We start from the raw sequence: 17805 nt of genomic DNA, 5'->3' as shown, positions 1-17805 counted from the left end.
CACATGTCAATTTTAAATGAAGAAAATATTTTATTAAATCAACAATTTGATAACAAAACAGATGCGATTAAAGCAACAGGACAAATTTTAGTCGACAAAGGCTATGTTGAAGCTTCTTATATTGATGCTATGATGCAAAGAGAAGAATTATCTTCTACATATATGGGGAACTTTGTTGCCATTCCACACGGAACAGAAGATGCAAAATCAGCTGTGCTGAACTCAGGCTTATCTGTTATCCAAGTACCGGGCGGAGTTGACTTCGGCAGCGGAAACATCGTGAAATTTTTAATCGGAATTGCCGGAAAAGGTGATGAGCACTTAGAAATCCTTTCAAAAATCGCGATCGTGTTATCAGAAGAAGAAAATGTAGAAAAACTTGTCCAAGCACAATCAAAAGAGGAAATCATCGAACTTCTTAGCGAGGTGAACTAACTTGAAAGCAGTTCATTTCGGTGCCGGTAATATCGGAAGAGGTTTTATCGGCTTATTGTTACATCAATCAGGCTATGCAGTCGAATTTGTTGATGTAAATGAAACATTAATCAATGAATTAAACAAAGAAAAAGCGTACCGAGTGATGTTGGCAAATGAAGAGAAGCAAGAGTTCTTTGTTGAAAATGTGTCAGGAATCAATAGTCAGCAACATCCTGATGCTGTTGTTGAAGCGATCTCACAAGCAGATATCGTGACAACAGCAGTTGGTCCAAATATTTTAAAATTCGTTGCTCCACTCATTGCTGAAGGGTTGAAAAAACGCCAGCAAGTAAATGGTGGCACAGTGAATGTCATTGCATGTGAAAACATGGTCGGTGGAAGCAGTGAGCTTAAAAAGTATGTTGTTGAAAAACTTGGTGCAGAAGAAATCGCTTGGGTTGAAGAGAATGTCGGCTTTCCGAACTCAGCAGTAGACCGCATTGTACCAAATCAAAACAATGAACGCTTACTAGACGTATTGGTTGAACCTTTCCATGAATGGGTCATCGATTCAACTGGAATTAAGGGTGAGCAACCTAAAATTGAAGAAGCTCTATTTGTGGACAATCTTCAGGCTTATATCGAACGCAAGCTTTTCACTGTGAATACAGGACATGCGGCAACAGCTTATTTAGGCAACTTGGCTGGATATAAAACGATTGCAGAAGCTATTGCTCAAAATGATGTGAAGCAGGACGTACTTGGTACTCTTGGTGAAACAGGAAAAGTGTTAACAACAAAATACGGTTTTGACGCAGATCAGCATCAAGCGTATATCGAAAAAATCATCGGACGCTTTGCAAATCCGTATATCGTGGACGATGTGCAAAGGGTAGGAAGAGCACCTCTTCGTAAGCTGGGTGCAAAAGATCGCTTGGTGGCACCAGCCCTTGAGTATATTGAGGAGTTCGGTGACGTGCCGGCACATCTTGTGAAGGTAATCGTAGCTGCCCTGCAGTTTGTTTCTGAGGAAGATCAGGAATCACTTACACTTAAGCAGATGGTTGAGGAAAAAGGTGCTGCTGCAGCATTTAGTGAGGTTTCAGGTTTAGCGATGGATCATCCGTTAGTTGTGAGCGTTGCGGAGAAGTTATAAATTGAGAAGCCAGCACCGTATTCGGTGCTGGCTTTTTGAGCGTAAGCGCGTCGGCGAAATTTGCCGAATGATAGGTATCTTGTCAACTTGCAAAATTCCAGTCCAAATCTGCAAGATTATCGGGAAACTTGCAAGATTCCTTGGAAATTTGCAAAATTACTGGGAAACCTGCAAAATTAATAGAAAATCTGCAAGATTCCACCTAGTAGCCATGAAGTTCCAACCTGCCATCCCTTTTAAAAGCAAAAATGCCCACTACCAAACGGCAGTGAGCATCCTATCAGCCGCAAACTACTGCAAATCAGCAGCACCTTGAGCGATTAAGTCAAATAATTCTTCAATATCCTCTTCTTCTACACAAGAGAACGCAATACGTAAATCAGTTGGGTTGATGGAAATGGTTCCAACTCCATATTGATCTAACAGATGCAAACGTAATTTTTCTGCATCAATGTTGTGAAGCTTCAAGCACATAAAGTAGCCTGAATTGAATGGATAGTATGTCCAGTATTTTTGATATTCTTCTTTTGCAAGCACTTCTTTTGTTTTGTCTGCACGGCTTTTCATTAAAGCGAATTTCTGTTCTTTTTCTACAGCAAATTCGTCTGATTTTAATGACTGTAAAATCAGTGATTGTGAGGGGTGGGAGCTGCTTGAGATTGTACCCCTGATAAGACCCTTAGTTTTTTGTTCCAACGCATTTAATACATTCGCTGATTTGCTCGCATATGTGATAAAACCAACGCGGAAGCCCCATACATAGTTTTCTTTTGTAGCTCCGTCAATTTTTACGGCTAAAATACGCTCGTGAGCATCTGCTAGGTAACTGAAAATGGATTCAGTCATTGAGTCTTCGTAAAATAATCCGAAGTAGGCATCATCGATCAGTACAACGATGTTTAACCCTTCATCTGCTGCTTCAGTTAGGACAGCGGCAATTTCTTTTGCTTCAGATTCCAGTGGTGTGTATCCAGTCGGGTTGTTCGGGAAGTTTAGAAGAACAATCACTTTGCCGGATGATTTTTGTGCTTCGATTGTTGCTTTTAAGCCTGCTGTGTTAAAACCGTTTTCTTCATTAAATAATGGGAATGTGGCAACAGTCGCACCACGGCGTGTTTTAAATGTGATGTTGTAATTTCCCCAATATTTATCAGGTACAATAACCGGTGTACCTTCATCAGCGAATAAATCGGCTGCAATGCTTAAACCGTGAGTAAGGGCATTTGTAACAATTGGTGAACCTACGACATCTTTATTTAAACTTGGGTTATCGTTAAAGATTTTTTCCTGCCATACTTTACGTAATTCTTCTTTTCCTTGAGGTGGTGCATATGGGTATAGATCCTTTGGTGCTACTTTATCGCCAAAAAGGTCCTGCAAGTGTTGAAAGTGCATAGGCTGATTGTTTTCAGTTGCAATTCCGATTGTTGCATTAAAACGATGAGCTTTTTTTCCTGCTTCTGCCGATTGACTTAAAATGCCTTTTGGATAGAACATTTCCTTTCCAAGCTGAGACAACATGTTATAAACGTGTTCGTTATCTTCTTTCATTGCTTGATTTAAAGCTTGTGCTAATTCATTCATGATCCTTTTTTTCACCTCTATAGGAAATAAAAATTTTTGAAAATTCATTAAGAGATATTTTATCACAGTGAAGAGTGTTCTCACAGTAGTTATATAAAAAAACTGACAAATAATTTATCTTTCAAGATATACTATGATTGATAGTAGAAAAAGAGATGTGAGGAATTCATATGGAAATTGGTTCAATTTTACTCGGGTTTATTTTCCTTTTAAATACGTTCTTTGCGATTGTCATGATTTTTAGAGAACGAAGAGATGCCTCCTCTTCTTGGGCATGGCTGTTAGTGTTGTTTTTTATTCCGTTATTGGGGTTTTTGCTGTATCTGTTATTTGGCCAAAATTTAAGCAGATATCGAATGTTTCAATGGGAAGATCGGAAAAAGCTAGGGATTGATAAGCTACTAGCTACTCAATTAGAAGAGATTAGAAATAATTCGTTTGTTTTTAAAAGTGAGATAGCAAAAAAATATAAGCAAATGATCAACATGCATGTACTCAATAATGATGCTTTGTTAACAGACAATAATGAAGTAGAGATTTTTACAGATGGAAATGAGAAGTTTGAAACATTATTGAAGGATATTGAGCAGGCAAAACATCATATTCACCTGCAATATTATATTTTTAAAAAGGATGAACTTGGCAAACGATTTGTTTCGGCGTTAACGAAGAAGGCAGAGCAAGGTGTGAAGGTCAGGGTTTTATATGATGATCTTGGGTCAAGAAGCTTAAGACCAAGATTTTTTAAAGAGCTACGGAAAGCAGAAGGAGAAGTTGAAGTGTTTTTTCCATCAAAACTTAGATGGATCAATTTGCGGCTCAATTATCGGAACCATCGAAAACTAGTGATTATTGATGGAAGCATCGGGTATGTTGGAGGATTTAATGTTGGTGATGAATATTTGGGGCTTGATCCGTCCTTTGGCTATTGGCGTGATACACATCTGAAAATTCAAGGAACAGCTGTCCATGCCATTCAAGCCCGGTTTATCCTTGATTGGAACCAAGCAACAGAAAAACGGGTGATTTCTTACAGTCCCGAATTGTTTCCGGAGCAGCCTAAAACAGGTGATAGCAGCATACAAATCGTGACAAGCGGACCTGATTCAGAATGGGAGCAAATTAAAAATGGCTATATGAAGATGATTTCATCAGCGAGTGAGTCCATATACATCCAGACACCTTACTTTATCCCTGATGCCAGTATCTTGGATGCCTTGAAGATTGCCTGTTTATCAGGTGTTGAAGTGAAATTGATGATCCCGGATAAACCTGATCATCCATTTGTGTATTGGGCAACACTTTCATACGCAGGTGAGTTGTTAAAATCCGGAGCTGAAATCTACATTTACGAAAATGGGTTTATCCATGCAAAAACGATTGTTGTTGATCATGAAATTGCGTCAGTTGGAACAGCAAACATTGATATGAGAAGCTTTAGATTGAATTTTGAAGTGAATGCCTTTTTATATGATGTTGATATAGCAACAAAGCTGTATGAGTCATTTATCGAGGATATGGAGAAATCAAGACAATTAACAATTGAGGCCTATGTTCAGCGTTCAAGAACAATCCGGATTAAAGAATCTGTCTCCCGGCTTCTTTCGCCAATCTTATAAGAAAAGCGCAAGCGCCTTGATCAGACCCGACAAGCATAAGACGCAAATGAATAGAAGATGTTCTTTGTCTTCAATTCATTTGTGGCTTATGACCTCGAGGGGCTAGGCGCTGGAGTTAGACACTAAAACTGAGTACCACATTTTATCCATTTATAACATGAAACAAGGACCTGAAAAACAGGTCCTTGTTCGTTTTAGCCTTCAGTTTCCTCTTTATTTTTACCCCAAATAAAATTCAACTTTCGTTTTGAATCTATCCCCTGATAAAGGAGAATAGCTGAATAGATGGTCGTTAAAATGAGGCCAAAGATCGCAATCCAAAACAGCGTATTAATCTTTTTTCCTAGTCCAAACATTCTCATCCTCCTTTTCCTATCGATTATGAACTAATATTCCCAATAGGTGATGGAATATGAGGGATATGTATACGAATATCGGGATGGAGAAGTTGAAATTAACCAATTGTATGGTATGAGGGACGGTGGTTACTCCGAGGCAGTTTGGTGGTGATTACCCACTGTCCCTTATCATTGATTAAAGAAAATTTATTTAATCCGATCTTAGACGCTCTGATACTTGGTTGTTAGAAGCAGCTGTTAAGTGGTTAAAACCAACAAATTTTTTGCCTTCTTCATCCCATAGACGGAACTTTAACGACTTAAGACTTGTTGCCAGTGTAATGGTTGGAACGTTTTGCAATGGTTCAGTGTTGTTATGTACTTCTTCAAGCTTATAGTTCGGGACTCTTGGGCTTAAATGATGAACATGATGGAAACCGATATTGCCTGTTAGCCATTGCATGACTTTTGGAAGCTTATAAAAAGAGCTTCCTTCAACGGCTGCTTTTACATATTCCCAGTGCTTATCTTCTTCAAAATAAGAATCCTCAAACGTATGCTGAATATAAAACATCCAAACTCCGAGGGTTCCCGAGATCATAAAAATTGGCACCTGAACCAGCAGGAAGTTTTGCCATCCAATTGCCCAACATAAAAGTGCTGCCAAAGCGAAGATCCCCAGATTTGTTACATACGTATTCATCCGTTCTTTACGTTTTGCTCCTTTACGATTAAAACGATTTGTAATTCCGAAGACGTAAATCGGGCCAATAATAAACATAACAAAAGGATTTCTGTACAAACGATACATTATTTTTGTCTTAGTTGAAGCTTCTTTATATTCCTGAACGGTCAGTACCCAAATATCGCCTGTACCGCGTTTGTCCAGATTGCTACTTGTCGCATGATGGACAGAATGGTCGTGTGCCCAATGGTCAAAAGGATGCAGAGTCAGAATTCCTGTTATCGTTCCAAGGACTCTATTCGCCTTTCTGCTCTTAAAAAAGGAATAATGGCAGCAATCATGAAAGATGATGAAGGTTCTCACTAAAAAACCTGCTGCAACAACAGAAATCGCTAATGTAAGGAAATAAGAAATCGACAAGCTCTTATATGCCAAACACCATAGCAGGAAAAATGGTACTAATGTGTTAATGATTTGCCAATTGCTTTTTTGTAAATCAGACTTTTCATAAGGGCTAACCAGTTTTCTCAAAGCCCTTGGATTTTCCTGTTCATTCATTTTTTAAGGTTTCCCCTTTCCATATGTTGTTTATCTAAGTATAGAAAACGATTATTGCCTTTGAAGGATTAGCGAAATGCGAAACGGATTTCGGGCTCTATTAAATCTTTAGCAGCAGAGCCAGCCGGGACACAAAGGGTGTATCAAAATTATACCCGGCTCTTTATCGGGCCAAACTCCCCCATTAACGGGAAAGCAGTTAATAATTTAAATTAGCTAGCTTTTAACATGGGATTTACGCTACAATACGTAGTAATTTACATAGAGAAGGTATGTTTGTCTGATGACAGACGTACTCATAATATAGGACAAGTTTTACCGATGGAGGATTCGTACTATGATGTTTTCAAAAGGAAAAAAAGATAAATTTTCAGAGTTATTATTAAGCATAACAAGCAATCTTCAAGAAACAACATACTTCTGTGTTGAAAAACCGATTTCAAATCATCATGAATTGCAACTATTTTTAGAAAATGTAAAAGAGTTTGAATCAACCGGTGACGAATTGATTCAAAAAATAACAAAAGAACTGAATCAAACTTTTATTACACCGATTGACAGGGAAGATATTTTACAGCTTGCCCTGCATATTGATGATGTTTTAGATGGAATTGAGCATACCGCGGCATTGCTTGAGATGTATTCAGTTACTAGCATGACAGATCAGATGAAAAAGTTTTTTCGCATCAATCATCAATGTGCGACCGAAATCTCAGAAGCGATCACATTATTATCATTGAAAAAACTACAGTCTATTCCCGTCCATTCATCAGCATTAAAAGAACATGAAGCAAACAGTGATAACCTGCTGCGGACCGCATTGAAAAATTTATTTGCAACAGAAAAAGATCCGATTAAAATCATTCAATATAAAGATATATATGAGTCACTTGAAGGCATTGTGGATAGCTGTCGTAAAGTTGCCAATACATTAGATAGCATTGTCATGAAGAATGCGTAAGGGGACATAGATATATGGATGTAACATTAATGATTACGGTGTTGATTGTGATTGGAGCGTTGGCTTTTGATTTTATAAATGGTTTTCACGATACAGCCAATGCCATTGCAACAAGTGTTTCAACAAAAGCTTTGAAGCCAAGGCATGCGATCATATTAGCATCGTTAATGAACCTTATCGGAGCACTAACGTTTACAGGTGTTGCTAAAACCATTACAACCGGTATTGTGGATCCGTTTACGATACATAATGGGTCTGTTGTCATTTTATCAGCCCTTATTTCAGCGATTGCCTGGAACCTTATCACGTGGTACTACGGAATTCCGAGCAGTTCCTCACATGCCATCATCGGTTCTATTGTTGGAGCAGCGATTGCCGCTTCAGGGTTTGGCAGTATTAATTATGCAGGTTTTTCTAAGATTGCACAGTCTCTCTTTTTATCACCAATCTTAGCATTTATCATCGGTTTTATCGTATTTAGTATCTTTAAGGTCTTATTTAGAAATCATTCTTTAACGAAATCCAATAATCGATTTCGCAGAATTCAAATTGTCACAGCGGCATTTCAGGCATATACACATGGAACAAATGATGCTCAAAAAGCGATGGGCATTATTACACTTGCCCTAATCGCCAATAACTATCATAAAACAATGGATATTCCGTTTTGGGTTCAGCTTTCCTGTGCGCTTGCAATGGCACTCGGTACGTCAGTAGGTGGCTGGAAAATTATAAAAACAGTTGGTAATAAAATTATGAAGATCAGACCTGTAAGCGGAGTTGCTGCCGATGTTTCATCAGCATCCATTATTTTAAGTGCAACTTTTCTTCATCTTCCCGTCAGCACAACACATGTGATTTCTTCATCGATTCTCGGGGTAGGAGCTTCTAACCGAATAAAAGGAGTTAATTGGGGAACAGCTCAAGCCATGGTGTTTACATGGATCGTTACCCTGCCTGCATCAGCGGTTTTAGCTGGGGTTGTGTATTATTTTCTTAACTTCATTCTTTAAAAAAGTAAGGCGGAATTCGACAGAATTCTGTCTTTTTGGTTAATTTCTTCCAAGTTATAAGTTAAACTAGAAGTAGTAGTTTTCAAAAAAGGAGTAACCCTAATGAAAAAGGTCATCACATTCACCCTGCTCGTTCTTCTAGTTTGTGGACTGGGCTTATATTTTGGCAAACTAGCATCAGCTCCTGAAAATCAAATCGTTAAAGTGGAAGAAAAACAGAATCCACAGATTGTTGAGAAAGAGAAGGAAAAAGAGGAAATCATAACGACAAGTGCTTCGATTTCGGCTATAGGTGATATTTTAATCCACGACCGTGTGTATGAGCCTGCACAAATTGGTGATGAAAAATATGATTTTACCCCTCATCTGAAAAATGTTCAGTCCTTATTAAACAATGCGGATATAACAATTGCCAACCAGGAATCTATGATTGGCGGTACAGAAATTGGGCTTTCTACCTATCCATCATTTAATAGTCCGTATGAAGTTGGAGATATATTAAAAGAAAGCGGTATTGATTTAGTAACAATAGCAAACAATCATACATTGGATCGAGGCGAAAAGGCCATCCAAAGTGCAATCTCCCATTGGAATAAACTGGGGATTCCTTATACCGGAGCTTTTTTATCGGAAGAAGATAAAAAGAACATTCGCACAATTGAAAAGAATGGAATTGTTTTTTCATTCCTTGCTTATACATATGGAACGAATGGTATTGAAACCCCGAAAGATAAGCCTTACTTAGTGAATCGAATTGATGAGAAAAACATCAAACAAGAAATTGAACAAGCTAATGCCATCTCTGATGTTGTTGTGGTAAGTCTACATTTTGGAAAAGAATATGAAAGATTGCCAAATGAAGAGCAAAAACAGTTAGCCATCAAAACAGCAAATGCAGGAGCTGACATCATCATCGGACACCATCCACACGTTCTTCAACCAATTGAATGGATCGAAAGAGAGGATGGAAAACGATCATTTGTTGCCTATTCACTCGGTAATTTCTTTACAGGTCAAACCGAAGATTACAAAGATATCGGAGGAGTTCTAAAACTAAACGTCGAAAAAAAACTCGAAACCGGTGAAATCGTTCTAAAAGAACCATCCTTCGTCCCAACCTTCGTAAATGAAGTGTACCATGTTCAACCGCTCGAGCAACTATCAGGTAAAGAAAAGCTTTACGAAGAAATCAAAAAGCATATGAATCAGTGGGTACCAGAACTTACATTTTCATTTACATGATGATGAAAAACCATCATGTTTCCCCATCTAAAACATATACATGTGTACAAGAATGATTGGGGGAACGAAGATGGATATATTATTTCTAATTGTAAGTCTATTAATTCTATGCTTTATAACCGGAATGAAAATGCTCATTCAAATCTGGGGAAAAAAATACCGATACACCACCGCATGGAATTTAGTTGAAACGGAGAAAAATAAAGAAAGAATAAAACATAAAAGACGGTATCAGCGCTAAACAGGGGGAGACGATTCCCCTGTTTTTATTTTGGTTCTTTATTAACAATTGTGTTTTTATAGTTTTGTTGAGCAAAACTAATTAGGTTGATGGAGCGGAAGGTGCGAGACTCCTGTGGGAGTAGCGGAGTTGGTGAGATCCCACAGGCGCTTGCGCCGAGGAAGCTCACCGCCCGCCCCACGGAAAGCGAGCATCCTGTAGCGGAAGTCAACCGGCCCAACACTTCTTGAAAAGCTACAAGTTTGGGAAGTTTAGCCAAATTTACACGGGTCAATAAGATAAAGTCTAAGTTTCCCTAAACAAATTGTTCTTTGAAGCGCTTTGTAGTATATTTGAAGCACGAATTTAATTAAAAGAGGTTATTGCGAATGAGCTTACAACAGGAAATAAATAAACGACGTACGTTTGCGATCATTTCCCACCCGGATGCAGGGAAAACAACGTTAACAGAAAAACTCCTTTTCTTTGGTCAAATTATCCGTTCAACAGGAACAGTTAAAGGAAAGAAATCAGGAAAATTTGCCGCATCTGACTGGATGGAAATTGAAAAAAAACGTGGAATCTCGGTAACATCAAGTGTTATGAGCTTCCCGTATCATGAATTCCACGTCAATATTCTAGATACACCGGGACACGAAGACTTTAGTGAAGACACATACCGTACATTAACCGCGGTAGATAGTGTTGTCATGATCATTGATTCAACAAAAGGTGTTGAGCCTCAAACCATTAAACTTTTCAAAGTTTGCCGGATGAGAGGAATTCCGATCTTTACATTTATCAACAAGCTTGACCGTGAAGGAAGAGATCCTTTGGAATTGCTTTCTGAAATTGAGGAAGTACTTGGGATTGAATCATATCCTATGAACTGGCCGGTTGGAAGCGGGAAACGTTTCTTAGGTATTCATGACCGCTTTAATAAGCAATTTGTTCGCTTCAAAGGTGATGAAGAGGAAGAAGTGATTCCTCTAAGCGAGTTATCTGGCACAGATATTGAGGAAAATGTCATCTATCAAGATACATTAGGTGAGCTGGAACTGCTTGAAGAAGCAGGGAATGAATTCTCACCGGAGCGAGTGGAAAAAGGAGAGTTAACACCTGTCTTCTTTGGTAGTGCCCTTGCTAATTTTGGTGTGCAAACATTCTTTGATACATTTTTACAATTTGCTGCACAACCACAGCCGCGTAAAACAGATCAAGGTTTAATCGAGCCGGAAAAAGATCAATTTTCAGGCTATATCTTTAAAATCCAAGCCAATATGAACCCGGCACACCGTGACCGTATTGCCTTTTTCCGTGTATGTTCCGGAAAATTTGAACGCGGAATGAGTGTGAACTTAAGTCGTACAAATAAAACGATTAAGCTAAATCAAACGCAGGCCTTTATGGCAAAAGACCGTGACACGGTAGATGAAGCTTATCCTGGTGATATTATTGGAATTTATGACCCAAATATTTATCAAATTGGTGATACATTAATTGGTGGAAAAGACTCTTATCAATATGAAGAGCTGCCACAATTCCCACCTGAGCTATTCAAGCGGGTTCAGGCGAAAAACGTCATGAAGTCGAAGCAATTCCGAAAAGGTATTGAACAGCTTGTTCAAGAAGGCGCGATTCAACTATACCGACAAGAGTTAAATGACTCGATCATCCTTGGTGCAGTCGGTCAGCTTCAGTTTGAGGTGTTTGAATACCGAATGAAGGCTGAATATAATGTCGAGATTGAATTCACTCCACTTGGAGAACGAATTCCAAGATGGATCAAGAGCGAGAAGTTTGATAAACGTTTCTTTGATTCAAGAAGCATGCTTGTTCGTGACCGTTTTGGTGCCTATGCGGTACTGTTTGAAAATGAATTCACATTGCGATACTTTTTAGAAAATCAAAAAGACATTGAGTTAGTTGATCTTTTAGAAGAAAACGACTACCAAGGTGTTACATCACAGAAATAAACGGTGAGGGCTAATGATGTAAAATTAGCCCTCTTTTGCACGATTTTCATGATAGAATTGGCTATATATCATTAGAATCGAGGGGAAGCATGTGAATATTATTAAAGCAACAATGTCAGACTTGGACGATGTAGCTGTATTATTTAACAATTACCGAATCTTTTATGGACAATCATCTGACCTTGAAGGAGCAAAAGCCTTTCTAAAGGAAAGAATGGAGCAAAATGAATCAACCATATTCCTGGCAAAAAGCAAGGACGGACTTCCAGCCGGATTTGTTCAGCTTTATCCCATTTTCTCTTCCGTCGGAATGAAACGAAAATGGCTGCTGAATGATTTGTTCGTTGCTGAAGAATATCGCCGACACGGTGTAGGTAAAGCACTTATGAATCAAGCGAAAGAATTTGCGGTTGAAACGAACACGGCAGGAATTTTACTGGAAACATCGAAAGACAATGTAAAAGCACAAGCCCTTTACGAATCGGAAGGCTATGCAAAAGAGGATACTGTGTATTTTTACAATTTATCACTATAATGGAAGAACAGGTGATATAGATGGTTATAAAGGTGATTTTAGCACTTATTATGCCTTTTCTTCTTGTTCTGCTTTTTACTCGGGTAAGCTATAATCATTATGTTGGAACGGCATTAACAGCAGCTCTGCTTCTTGCTTCCTATATGAAAGGCTATACACATGGACCGAGTATCTTTTTTATCGACATCGTTTCACTTGCTGTCGGGTTTTTCTATGCAAGAAAAATGAAGGCGGACCTGCTGAAGAAGAAATAGGTTTGAGGTTTCACAAAAAGAGAAATACTTAAGTAAGAAAGGGCTGTGCTAGCTCTTTTTTTATATAAAAAAATGGTTTCATTCCAAGGTTGCAAGAAAATAAAAGAAAGTTGCAAAAAAATCCCGGATCCTGCAAAAATAAATGCAAACCTGCAAAAAAAACCGAGATAGTTGCAAAAATACATGAAAAGTTGCAAAATTCCTCTATATGAGGAAAGCTCTCAGCATACTAATACATAATAAAAATAAAATACGAACTATAGTTCGTATTTTTAGTGTTTTTCCACTATTATATGGTAAACTATTCATAGAGATAAAACGGAATGGAGGCTTATGAGTGAGCGATCAATTTGAATTAGTCTCAAAATACAAACCGCAGGGTGATCAACCTAAAGCCATTAAGTCATTAGTTGAAGGAATCAGGCAGGGCAAGCGATTCCAAACATTGCTGGGGGCAACAGGTACAGGTAAGACCTTTACTGTTTCAAATCTGATACAAGAAGTGAATAAACCAACATTAATTATTGCTCATAACAAAACATTAGCAGGACAGCTCTATAGTGAGTTTAAAGAATTTTTCCCGAATAATGCTGTTGAATATTTTGTCAGCTACTATGATTATTATCAACCGGAAGCCTATGTGCCGCAAACAGATACATTTATCGAAAAAGACGCCAGTATTAATGATGAAATTGATAAGCTTCGTCACTCGGCTACATCATCGCTTTTTGAACGGAAAGATGTCATTATTATTGCCAGTGTGTCCTGTATTTATGGCCTCGGTTCACCTGAGGAATATAAAGAGTTAGTTGTTTCATTACGTACAGGGATGGAAATTGAACGAAATCAATTGCTAAGAAAACTGGTCGATGTGCAATATGAACGAAATGATATAGATTTCCGAAGAGGAACATTCAGAGTTCGCGGAGATGTTGTAGAGATTTTCCCTGCTTCCCGTGATGAGCACTGTATCCGTGTGGAATTTTTCGGTGATGAAATTGACCGGATTCGTGAAGTGGATGCATTAACAGGTGAAATTATGGGTGACCGTGAGCATGTAGCCATCTACCCGGCTTCCCACTTCGTTACCAGAGAAGAGAAAATGGAAAAAGCTATCAAGAACATTGAAGTCGAACTCGAGGAGCGACTGGAGGATTTGCGCGAAAATGGCAAGCTTCTTGAAGCACAGCGTCTTGAGCAACGGACAAGATATGATCTGGAAATGATGAGAGAAATGGGTTTTTGCTCGGGAATCGAAAACTATTCCAGACATTTAACTTTGCGCCCGGCAGGTTCAACACCATATACACTGCTGGACTTCTTCCCTGAGGACTCACTTATTGTTATTGATGAGTCACATGTTACAGTGCCGCAAATTAGGGGTATGTTTAATGGAGACCAAGCGCGTAAACAAGTTCTTGTTGACCATGGCTTCCGTTTGCCATCAGCAAAGGACAACAGACCGCTGCGTTTTGAGGAATTTGAAAAACATATCGAAAACATCGTATTTGTATCGGCCACACCTGGTCCATATGAAATAGAACATTCACCTGAAATGATTCAACAAATTATCCGCCCAACAGGGTTGCTTGACCCGACCATTGATATTCGTCCAATTGAAGGGCAGATCGATGATTTAATTGGTGAAATTCAAACAAGAGTAGAAAAAAATCAGCGTGTACTTATTACCACTTTAACGAAGAAAATGTCTGAGGATTTAACAAATTACCTGAAGGAAATCGGCATTAAAATTAACTATCTTCACTCAGAAATCAAAACATTAGAGCGGATTGAAATCATTCGTGAGCTCCGTCTTGGAAAATATGATGTATTAGTCGGGATTAACCTGTTAAGAGAAGGTTTGGACATCCCGGAGGTCTCACTTGTCGCAATTTTGGATGCGGACAAAGAAGGATTCCTGCGCTCAGAGCGCTCGCTTATCCAAACAATTGGTCGTGCAGCCCGTAATTCAGAAGGTCATGTTATTATGTACGCAGATAAAATGACAAACTCAATGGAGATCGCGATCAATGAAACAAAGCGTCGCCGTGAGATTCAAGAGGAATATAACAAACAGCATGGTATTACACCGCAAACAATCCAAAAAGAAATCCGTGATGCGATCCGTGCAACAATGGCAGCGGAAGACCAGGAAGAGTATGAAACAACTGCTGCGAGTAAACTGACGAAGTTAACGAAGAAAGAACGAGATAAAGTCATAGCTGAAATGGAAAATGAAATGAAGGAGGCAGCAAAATCGTTAAACTTTGAACGTGCTGCCGAGCTTCGTGATTTAATTTTAGAACTGAAAGCGGAAGGATGAAGCAATTATGGCAATGGAACATATTGTTGTGAAGGGAGCGCGTGCCCACAACTTAAAAAATATAGATGTGACCATTCCGCGTGATAAGCTTGTTGTTGTAACAGGCTTATCTGGTTCAGGTAAATCATCGTTGGCCTTTGATACCATCTATGCTGAGGGACAACGACGTTATGTTGAATCCTTGTCTGCATATGCCCGTCAATTTTTAGGCCAGATGGACAAACCTGATGTTGATGCGATTGAAGGGCTATCACCAGCCATCTCAATTGATCAAAAAACAACAAGTCGAAATCCGCGTTCAACTGTTGGGACCGTGACGGAAATCTATGATTACCTGCGCTTGCTTTATGCAAGAGTTGGCCGTCCAACCTGTCCTGTTCACGGAATTGAAATTTCCTCCCAAACAATTGAACAAATGGTTGACCGTATATTGGAATATCCGGAACGTACAAAGCTTCAAGTCCTTGCTCCTATTGTGTCTGGACGAAAAGGAACACATGTGAAAGTATTTGAAGATATTAAAAAACAAGGGTATGTACGTGTTCGTGTTGATGGAGAAATGCATGAGCTTTCAGAAGAGATTGAGCTTGAGAAGAACAAAAAGCACTCCATTGAAGTGGTGATTGACCGTATTGTCGTGAAGGAAGGAGTTGCTTCACGATTAGCCGATTCACTTGAGGCTGCTTTAGGTCTAGGGGAAGGCAGAGTAATCATCGATGTGATGGGAGAAGAAGAGCTTCTGTTCAGTGAGCATCATGCCTGTCCGCAATGTGGCTTTTCAATCGGGGAACTTGAACCGAGAATGTTTTCGTTCAATAGCCCGTTTGGTGCCTGTCCTGAGTGTGATGGTTTGGGATCAAAACTGAAAGTAGACTTAGACCTTGTGCTTCCGAATAAGGACCTTTCTCTTAAGCAGCATGCGATTGCACCTTGGGAGCCGACAAGCTCACAATATTATCCGCAAATGCTTGAAGCTGTATGCAATCATTATGGAATTGATATGGATATCCCGGTTAAGGATATTCCGAAGCATTTATTGGATAAAGTACTATATGGCAGTGATGGTGAGGAAATTTATTTCCGTTATGAAAATGACTTTGGCCAAGTTCGTGAAAACTATATTCAATTTGAGGGTGTTATCCGAAATGTTGAAAGACGATATAAGGAAACAACCTCAGACTTCATTCGTGAGCAAATGGAAAAGTATATGGGACAGCAAAATTGCCCGAGCTGTAAGGGGTATCGTCTTAAAAAGGAAACTCTTGCAGTTTTAATCCAGGGAAATCATGTTGGAGAAATTACAAAACTATCTGTTCAAGAGTCACTTGAATTCTTTCAAAATTTATCCCTGACAGAAAAAGAAATGCAGATTGCCAATCTTATTTTGAAGGAGATTTGTGAAAGATTAGGGTTCCTAAATAATGTTGGACTTGATTATCTAACCCTTAATCGTGCTGCCGGTACATTATCTGGGGGAGAGGCTCAGCGGATTCGTCTTGCTACTCAGATCGGATCGCGCTTAACAGGTGTTTTATACATTCTTGATGAACCTTCCATCGGTCTTCACCAGCGAGATAATGATCGCTTAATTCAAACCCTTCAAAATATGCGTGACATCGGAAATACACTTATCGTTGTTGAGCATGATGAGGATACGATGATGGCTGCAGACTATTTAATTGATATTGGTCCGGGTGCCGGAATCCATGGTGGAGAGGTCATTTCTGCCGGAACGCCTGAAGAAGTGATGAATGATGACAATTCCTTAACAGGTCAATACTTATCCGGTAAGAAGTTTATCCCGCTTCCGTATGAACGCAAAAAACCTGATGGCCGTTATATCGAGATAAAAGGTGCAAAGGAAAACAATCTCCGCAATGTAAGTGTGAAATTTCCATTAGGAACTTTTATCGCGGTAACAGGTGTTTCAGGTTCCGGAAAAAGTACGTTAGTAAACGAGATTCTTCATAAAACATTAGCACAAAAGCTTCACAAGGCAAAGGCAAAGCCAGGTGAACACAAAGAGGTAAAAGGAATCGAACATCTTGAGAAGGTCATTGATATTGATCAATCACCAATCGGCCGGACACCTCGATCAAACCCTGCAACATATACAGGTGTTTTTGATGATATCCGTGATGTTTTCGCGACAACAAATGAAGCAAAGGTGAGAGGCTATAAAAAAGGACGCTTCAGCTTTAATGTAAAAGGCGGACGTTGTGAAGCATGCCGCGGTGATGGAATCATTAAAATTGAAATGCATTTTCTCCCTGACGTATATGTTCCTTGTGAAGTGTGTCATGGGAAACGTTACAACCGTGAAACACTAGAGGTCACATATAAAGGCAAAAACATTTCTGACGTTCTTGAGATGACGGTAGAGGATGCTGTTTCGTTCTTCGAAAATATTCCTAAAATCAAGCGTAAACTGCAAACAATTTATGATGTAGGTCTTGGCTATATAACTCTTGGACAGCCTGCGACAACTCTTTCCGGCGGGGAAGCCCAAAGGGTAAAGCTGGCATCAGAGCTGCATAGACGATCATCAGGCCGTTCTTTATATATTTTGGATGAACCGACAACAGGTCTTCATGTTGATGATATTGCACGATTATTAAAAGTCCTGCAACGCCTGGTAGATAATGGTGATACCGTCCTCGTCATTGAACATAACTTAGATGTGATCAAAGCAACTGATTATTTGGTTGACTTAGGTCCTGAAGGTGGAGACAAAGGTGGTCAAATCGTTGGCTATGGAACTCCGGAGGATATTATGAACAATGAACAATCCTATACAGGAAAATATCTAAAACCGGTTATAGAACGCGATCGGGATCGAATGAGAAAATTAATAAAAGAAAAAGAAGAGGTAGCACAAAGCTAATCTTCTGGATGAAAAGCTGATTTCTTTAGAGATCAGCTTT

At 39.1% G+C, this 17805-nt stretch carries 15 protein-coding genes; 12 read left to right on the top strand and 3 right to left on the bottom strand.

Annotated elements, in window-relative coordinates; genetic code table 11:
• Positions 1-3 precede the first annotated feature (3 nt).
• Both BK577_RS03825 and BK577_RS03820 read left to right on the top strand, forming a co-directional pair.
• Positions 4-435: a PTS mannitol transporter subunit IIA gene (locus BK577_RS03825; protein WP_078431701.1), complete on the top strand. Its 432-nt coding sequence runs from the start codon at positions 4-6 to the stop codon at positions 433-435.
• 1 nt (position 436) lies between these two features.
• Positions 437-1573, top strand: a complete 1137-nt coding sequence (locus BK577_RS03820; RefSeq protein WP_078431700.1) for a mannitol-1-phosphate 5-dehydrogenase — start codon at positions 437-439, stop codon at positions 1571-1573.
• A gap of 291 nt (positions 1574-1864) precedes the next feature.
• Here the strand turns inward: BK577_RS03820 and BK577_RS03815 are convergent, their stop codons facing one another.
• On the bottom strand, positions 1865-3157 hold the full coding sequence (locus BK577_RS03815; protein WP_078431699.1) for an aminotransferase class I/II-fold pyridoxal phosphate-dependent enzyme: 1293 nt from the start codon (positions 3155-3157) through the stop codon (positions 1865-1867).
• A 170-nt stretch (positions 3158-3327) separates the two neighbouring features.
• Here BK577_RS03815 and cls point away from each other — a divergent pair, with 170 nt between their 5' ends.
• The gene (cls, locus tag BK577_RS03810) at positions 3328-4776 is read left to right on the top strand and encodes a cardiolipin synthase (protein ID WP_078431698.1); all 1449 of its coding nucleotides are present in this window, start codon (positions 3328-3330) and stop codon (positions 4774-4776) included.
• 194 nt (positions 4777-4970) lie between these two features.
• Here cls and BK577_RS25890 read toward each other — a convergent pair whose 3' ends face one another.
• Together BK577_RS25890 and desA are read right to left on the bottom strand one after the other, a co-directional pair.
• Positions 4971-5132: a hypothetical protein gene (locus tag BK577_RS25890; RefSeq protein WP_169908082.1), complete on the bottom strand. Its 162-nt coding sequence runs from the start codon at positions 5130-5132 to the stop codon at positions 4971-4973.
• A 193-nt stretch (positions 5133-5325) separates the two neighbouring features.
• Positions 5326-6357 (bottom strand): Delta(5) desaturase DesA, encoded by a 1032-nt coding sequence (gene desA, locus BK577_RS03805; protein WP_078431697.1) that lies wholly within the window; start codon positions 6355-6357, stop codon positions 5326-5328.
• Positions 6358-6697: 340 nt separating this feature from the next.
• Between desA and BK577_RS03800 the strand changes: the two genes are divergently transcribed.
• The 9 genes from BK577_RS03800 (at position 6698) to uvrA (ending at position 17765) form a co-directional block, all read left to right on the top strand.
• Complete coding sequence (locus BK577_RS03800; RefSeq protein ID WP_078433450.1) at positions 6698-7318, top strand: DUF47 domain-containing protein; 621 nt, start codon at positions 6698-6700, stop codon at positions 7316-7318.
• A gap of 14 nt (positions 7319-7332) precedes the next feature.
• Positions 7333-8331 carry an inorganic phosphate transporter gene (locus BK577_RS03795; RefSeq protein WP_078431696.1) on the top strand — a complete coding sequence of 333 codons (999 nt, stop codon included), beginning with the start codon at positions 7333-7335 and terminating at the stop codon, positions 8329-8331.
• A gap of 102 nt (positions 8332-8433) precedes the next feature.
• Positions 8434-9573 (top strand): CapA family protein, encoded by a 1140-nt coding sequence (locus BK577_RS03790; protein ID WP_078431695.1) that lies wholly within the window; start codon positions 8434-8436, stop codon positions 9571-9573.
• Between the two features lie 70 nt (positions 9574-9643).
• On the top strand, positions 9644-9814 hold the full coding sequence (locus BK577_RS25885) for a hypothetical protein (protein WP_169908081.1): 171 nt from the start codon (positions 9644-9646) through the stop codon (positions 9812-9814).
• A 368-nt stretch (positions 9815-10182) separates the two neighbouring features.
• Complete coding sequence (locus BK577_RS03785; RefSeq protein WP_078431694.1) at positions 10183-11769, top strand: peptide chain release factor 3; 1587 nt, start codon at positions 10183-10185, stop codon at positions 11767-11769.
• Between the two features lie 91 nt (positions 11770-11860).
• Positions 11861-12304 carry a GNAT family N-acetyltransferase gene (locus BK577_RS03780; protein ID WP_180321201.1) on the top strand — a complete coding sequence of 148 codons (444 nt, stop codon included), beginning with the start codon at positions 11861-11863 and terminating at the stop codon, positions 12302-12304.
• Positions 12305-12324: 20 nt separating this feature from the next.
• Positions 12325-12558 (top strand): DUF2198 family protein, encoded by a 234-nt coding sequence (locus BK577_RS03775; RefSeq protein WP_078431693.1) that lies wholly within the window; start codon positions 12325-12327, stop codon positions 12556-12558.
• Between the two features lie 337 nt (positions 12559-12895).
• Positions 12896-14881, top strand: coding sequence for an excinuclease ABC subunit UvrB (uvrB, locus tag BK577_RS03770; protein ID WP_078431692.1), 1986 nt, complete (start codon positions 12896-12898; stop codon positions 14879-14881).
• Positions 14882-14888: 7 nt separating this feature from the next.
• Positions 14889-17765 carry an excinuclease ABC subunit UvrA gene (gene uvrA / locus BK577_RS03765; RefSeq protein ID WP_078431691.1) on the top strand — a complete coding sequence of 959 codons (2877 nt, stop codon included), beginning with the start codon at positions 14889-14891 and terminating at the stop codon, positions 17763-17765.
• Positions 17766-17805 lie beyond the last annotated feature (40 nt).

Source organism: Metabacillus halosaccharovorans (genome assembly GCF_002019635.1).
Classification (GTDB): domain Bacteria; phylum Bacillota; class Bacilli; order Bacillales; family Bacillaceae; genus Metabacillus; species Metabacillus halosaccharovorans.
Note: the sequence above shows the minus strand (reverse complement) of the source record. Positions and strands in the feature narration are given on the sequence as shown.

Excerpts from the sequence above, each read along its gene's own strand:
- BK577_RS03815 (WP_078431699.1), bottom strand. The coding sequence starts at position 3,157 with ATGAATGAATTAGCACAAGCTTTAAATCAAGCAATGAAAGAAGATAAC.
- BK577_RS25890 (WP_169908082.1), bottom strand. The coding sequence starts at position 5,132 with ATGTTTGGACTAGGAAAAAAGATTAATACGCTGTTTTGGATTGCGATC.
- uvrA (WP_078431691.1), top strand. The coding sequence starts at position 14,889 with ATGGCAATGGAACATATTGTTGTGAAGGGAGCGCGTGCCCACAACTTA.
- desA (WP_078431697.1), bottom strand. The coding sequence starts at position 6,357 with ATGAATGAACAGGAAAATCCAAGGGCTTTGAGAAAACTGGTTAGCCCT.
- BK577_RS03800 (WP_078433450.1), top strand. The coding sequence starts at position 6,698 with ATGTTTTCAAAAGGAAAAAAAGATAAATTTTCAGAGTTATTATTAAGC.
- BK577_RS03795 (WP_078431696.1), top strand. The coding sequence starts at position 7,333 with ATGGATGTAACATTAATGATTACGGTGTTGATTGTGATTGGAGCGTTG.
- BK577_RS03825 (WP_078431701.1), top strand. The coding sequence starts at position 4 with ATGTCAATTTTAAATGAAGAAAATATTTTATTAAATCAACAATTTGAT.
- BK577_RS25885 (WP_169908081.1), top strand. The coding sequence starts at position 9,644 with ATGGATATATTATTTCTAATTGTAAGTCTATTAATTCTATGCTTTATA.
- cls (WP_078431698.1), top strand. The coding sequence starts at position 3,328 with ATGGAAATTGGTTCAATTTTACTCGGGTTTATTTTCCTTTTAAATACG.
- BK577_RS03775 (WP_078431693.1), top strand. The coding sequence starts at position 12,325 with ATGGTTATAAAGGTGATTTTAGCACTTATTATGCCTTTTCTTCTTGTT.
- BK577_RS03785 (WP_078431694.1), top strand. The coding sequence starts at position 10,183 with ATGAGCTTACAACAGGAAATAAATAAACGACGTACGTTTGCGATCATT.
- BK577_RS03790 (WP_078431695.1), top strand. The coding sequence starts at position 8,434 with ATGAAAAAGGTCATCACATTCACCCTGCTCGTTCTTCTAGTTTGTGGA.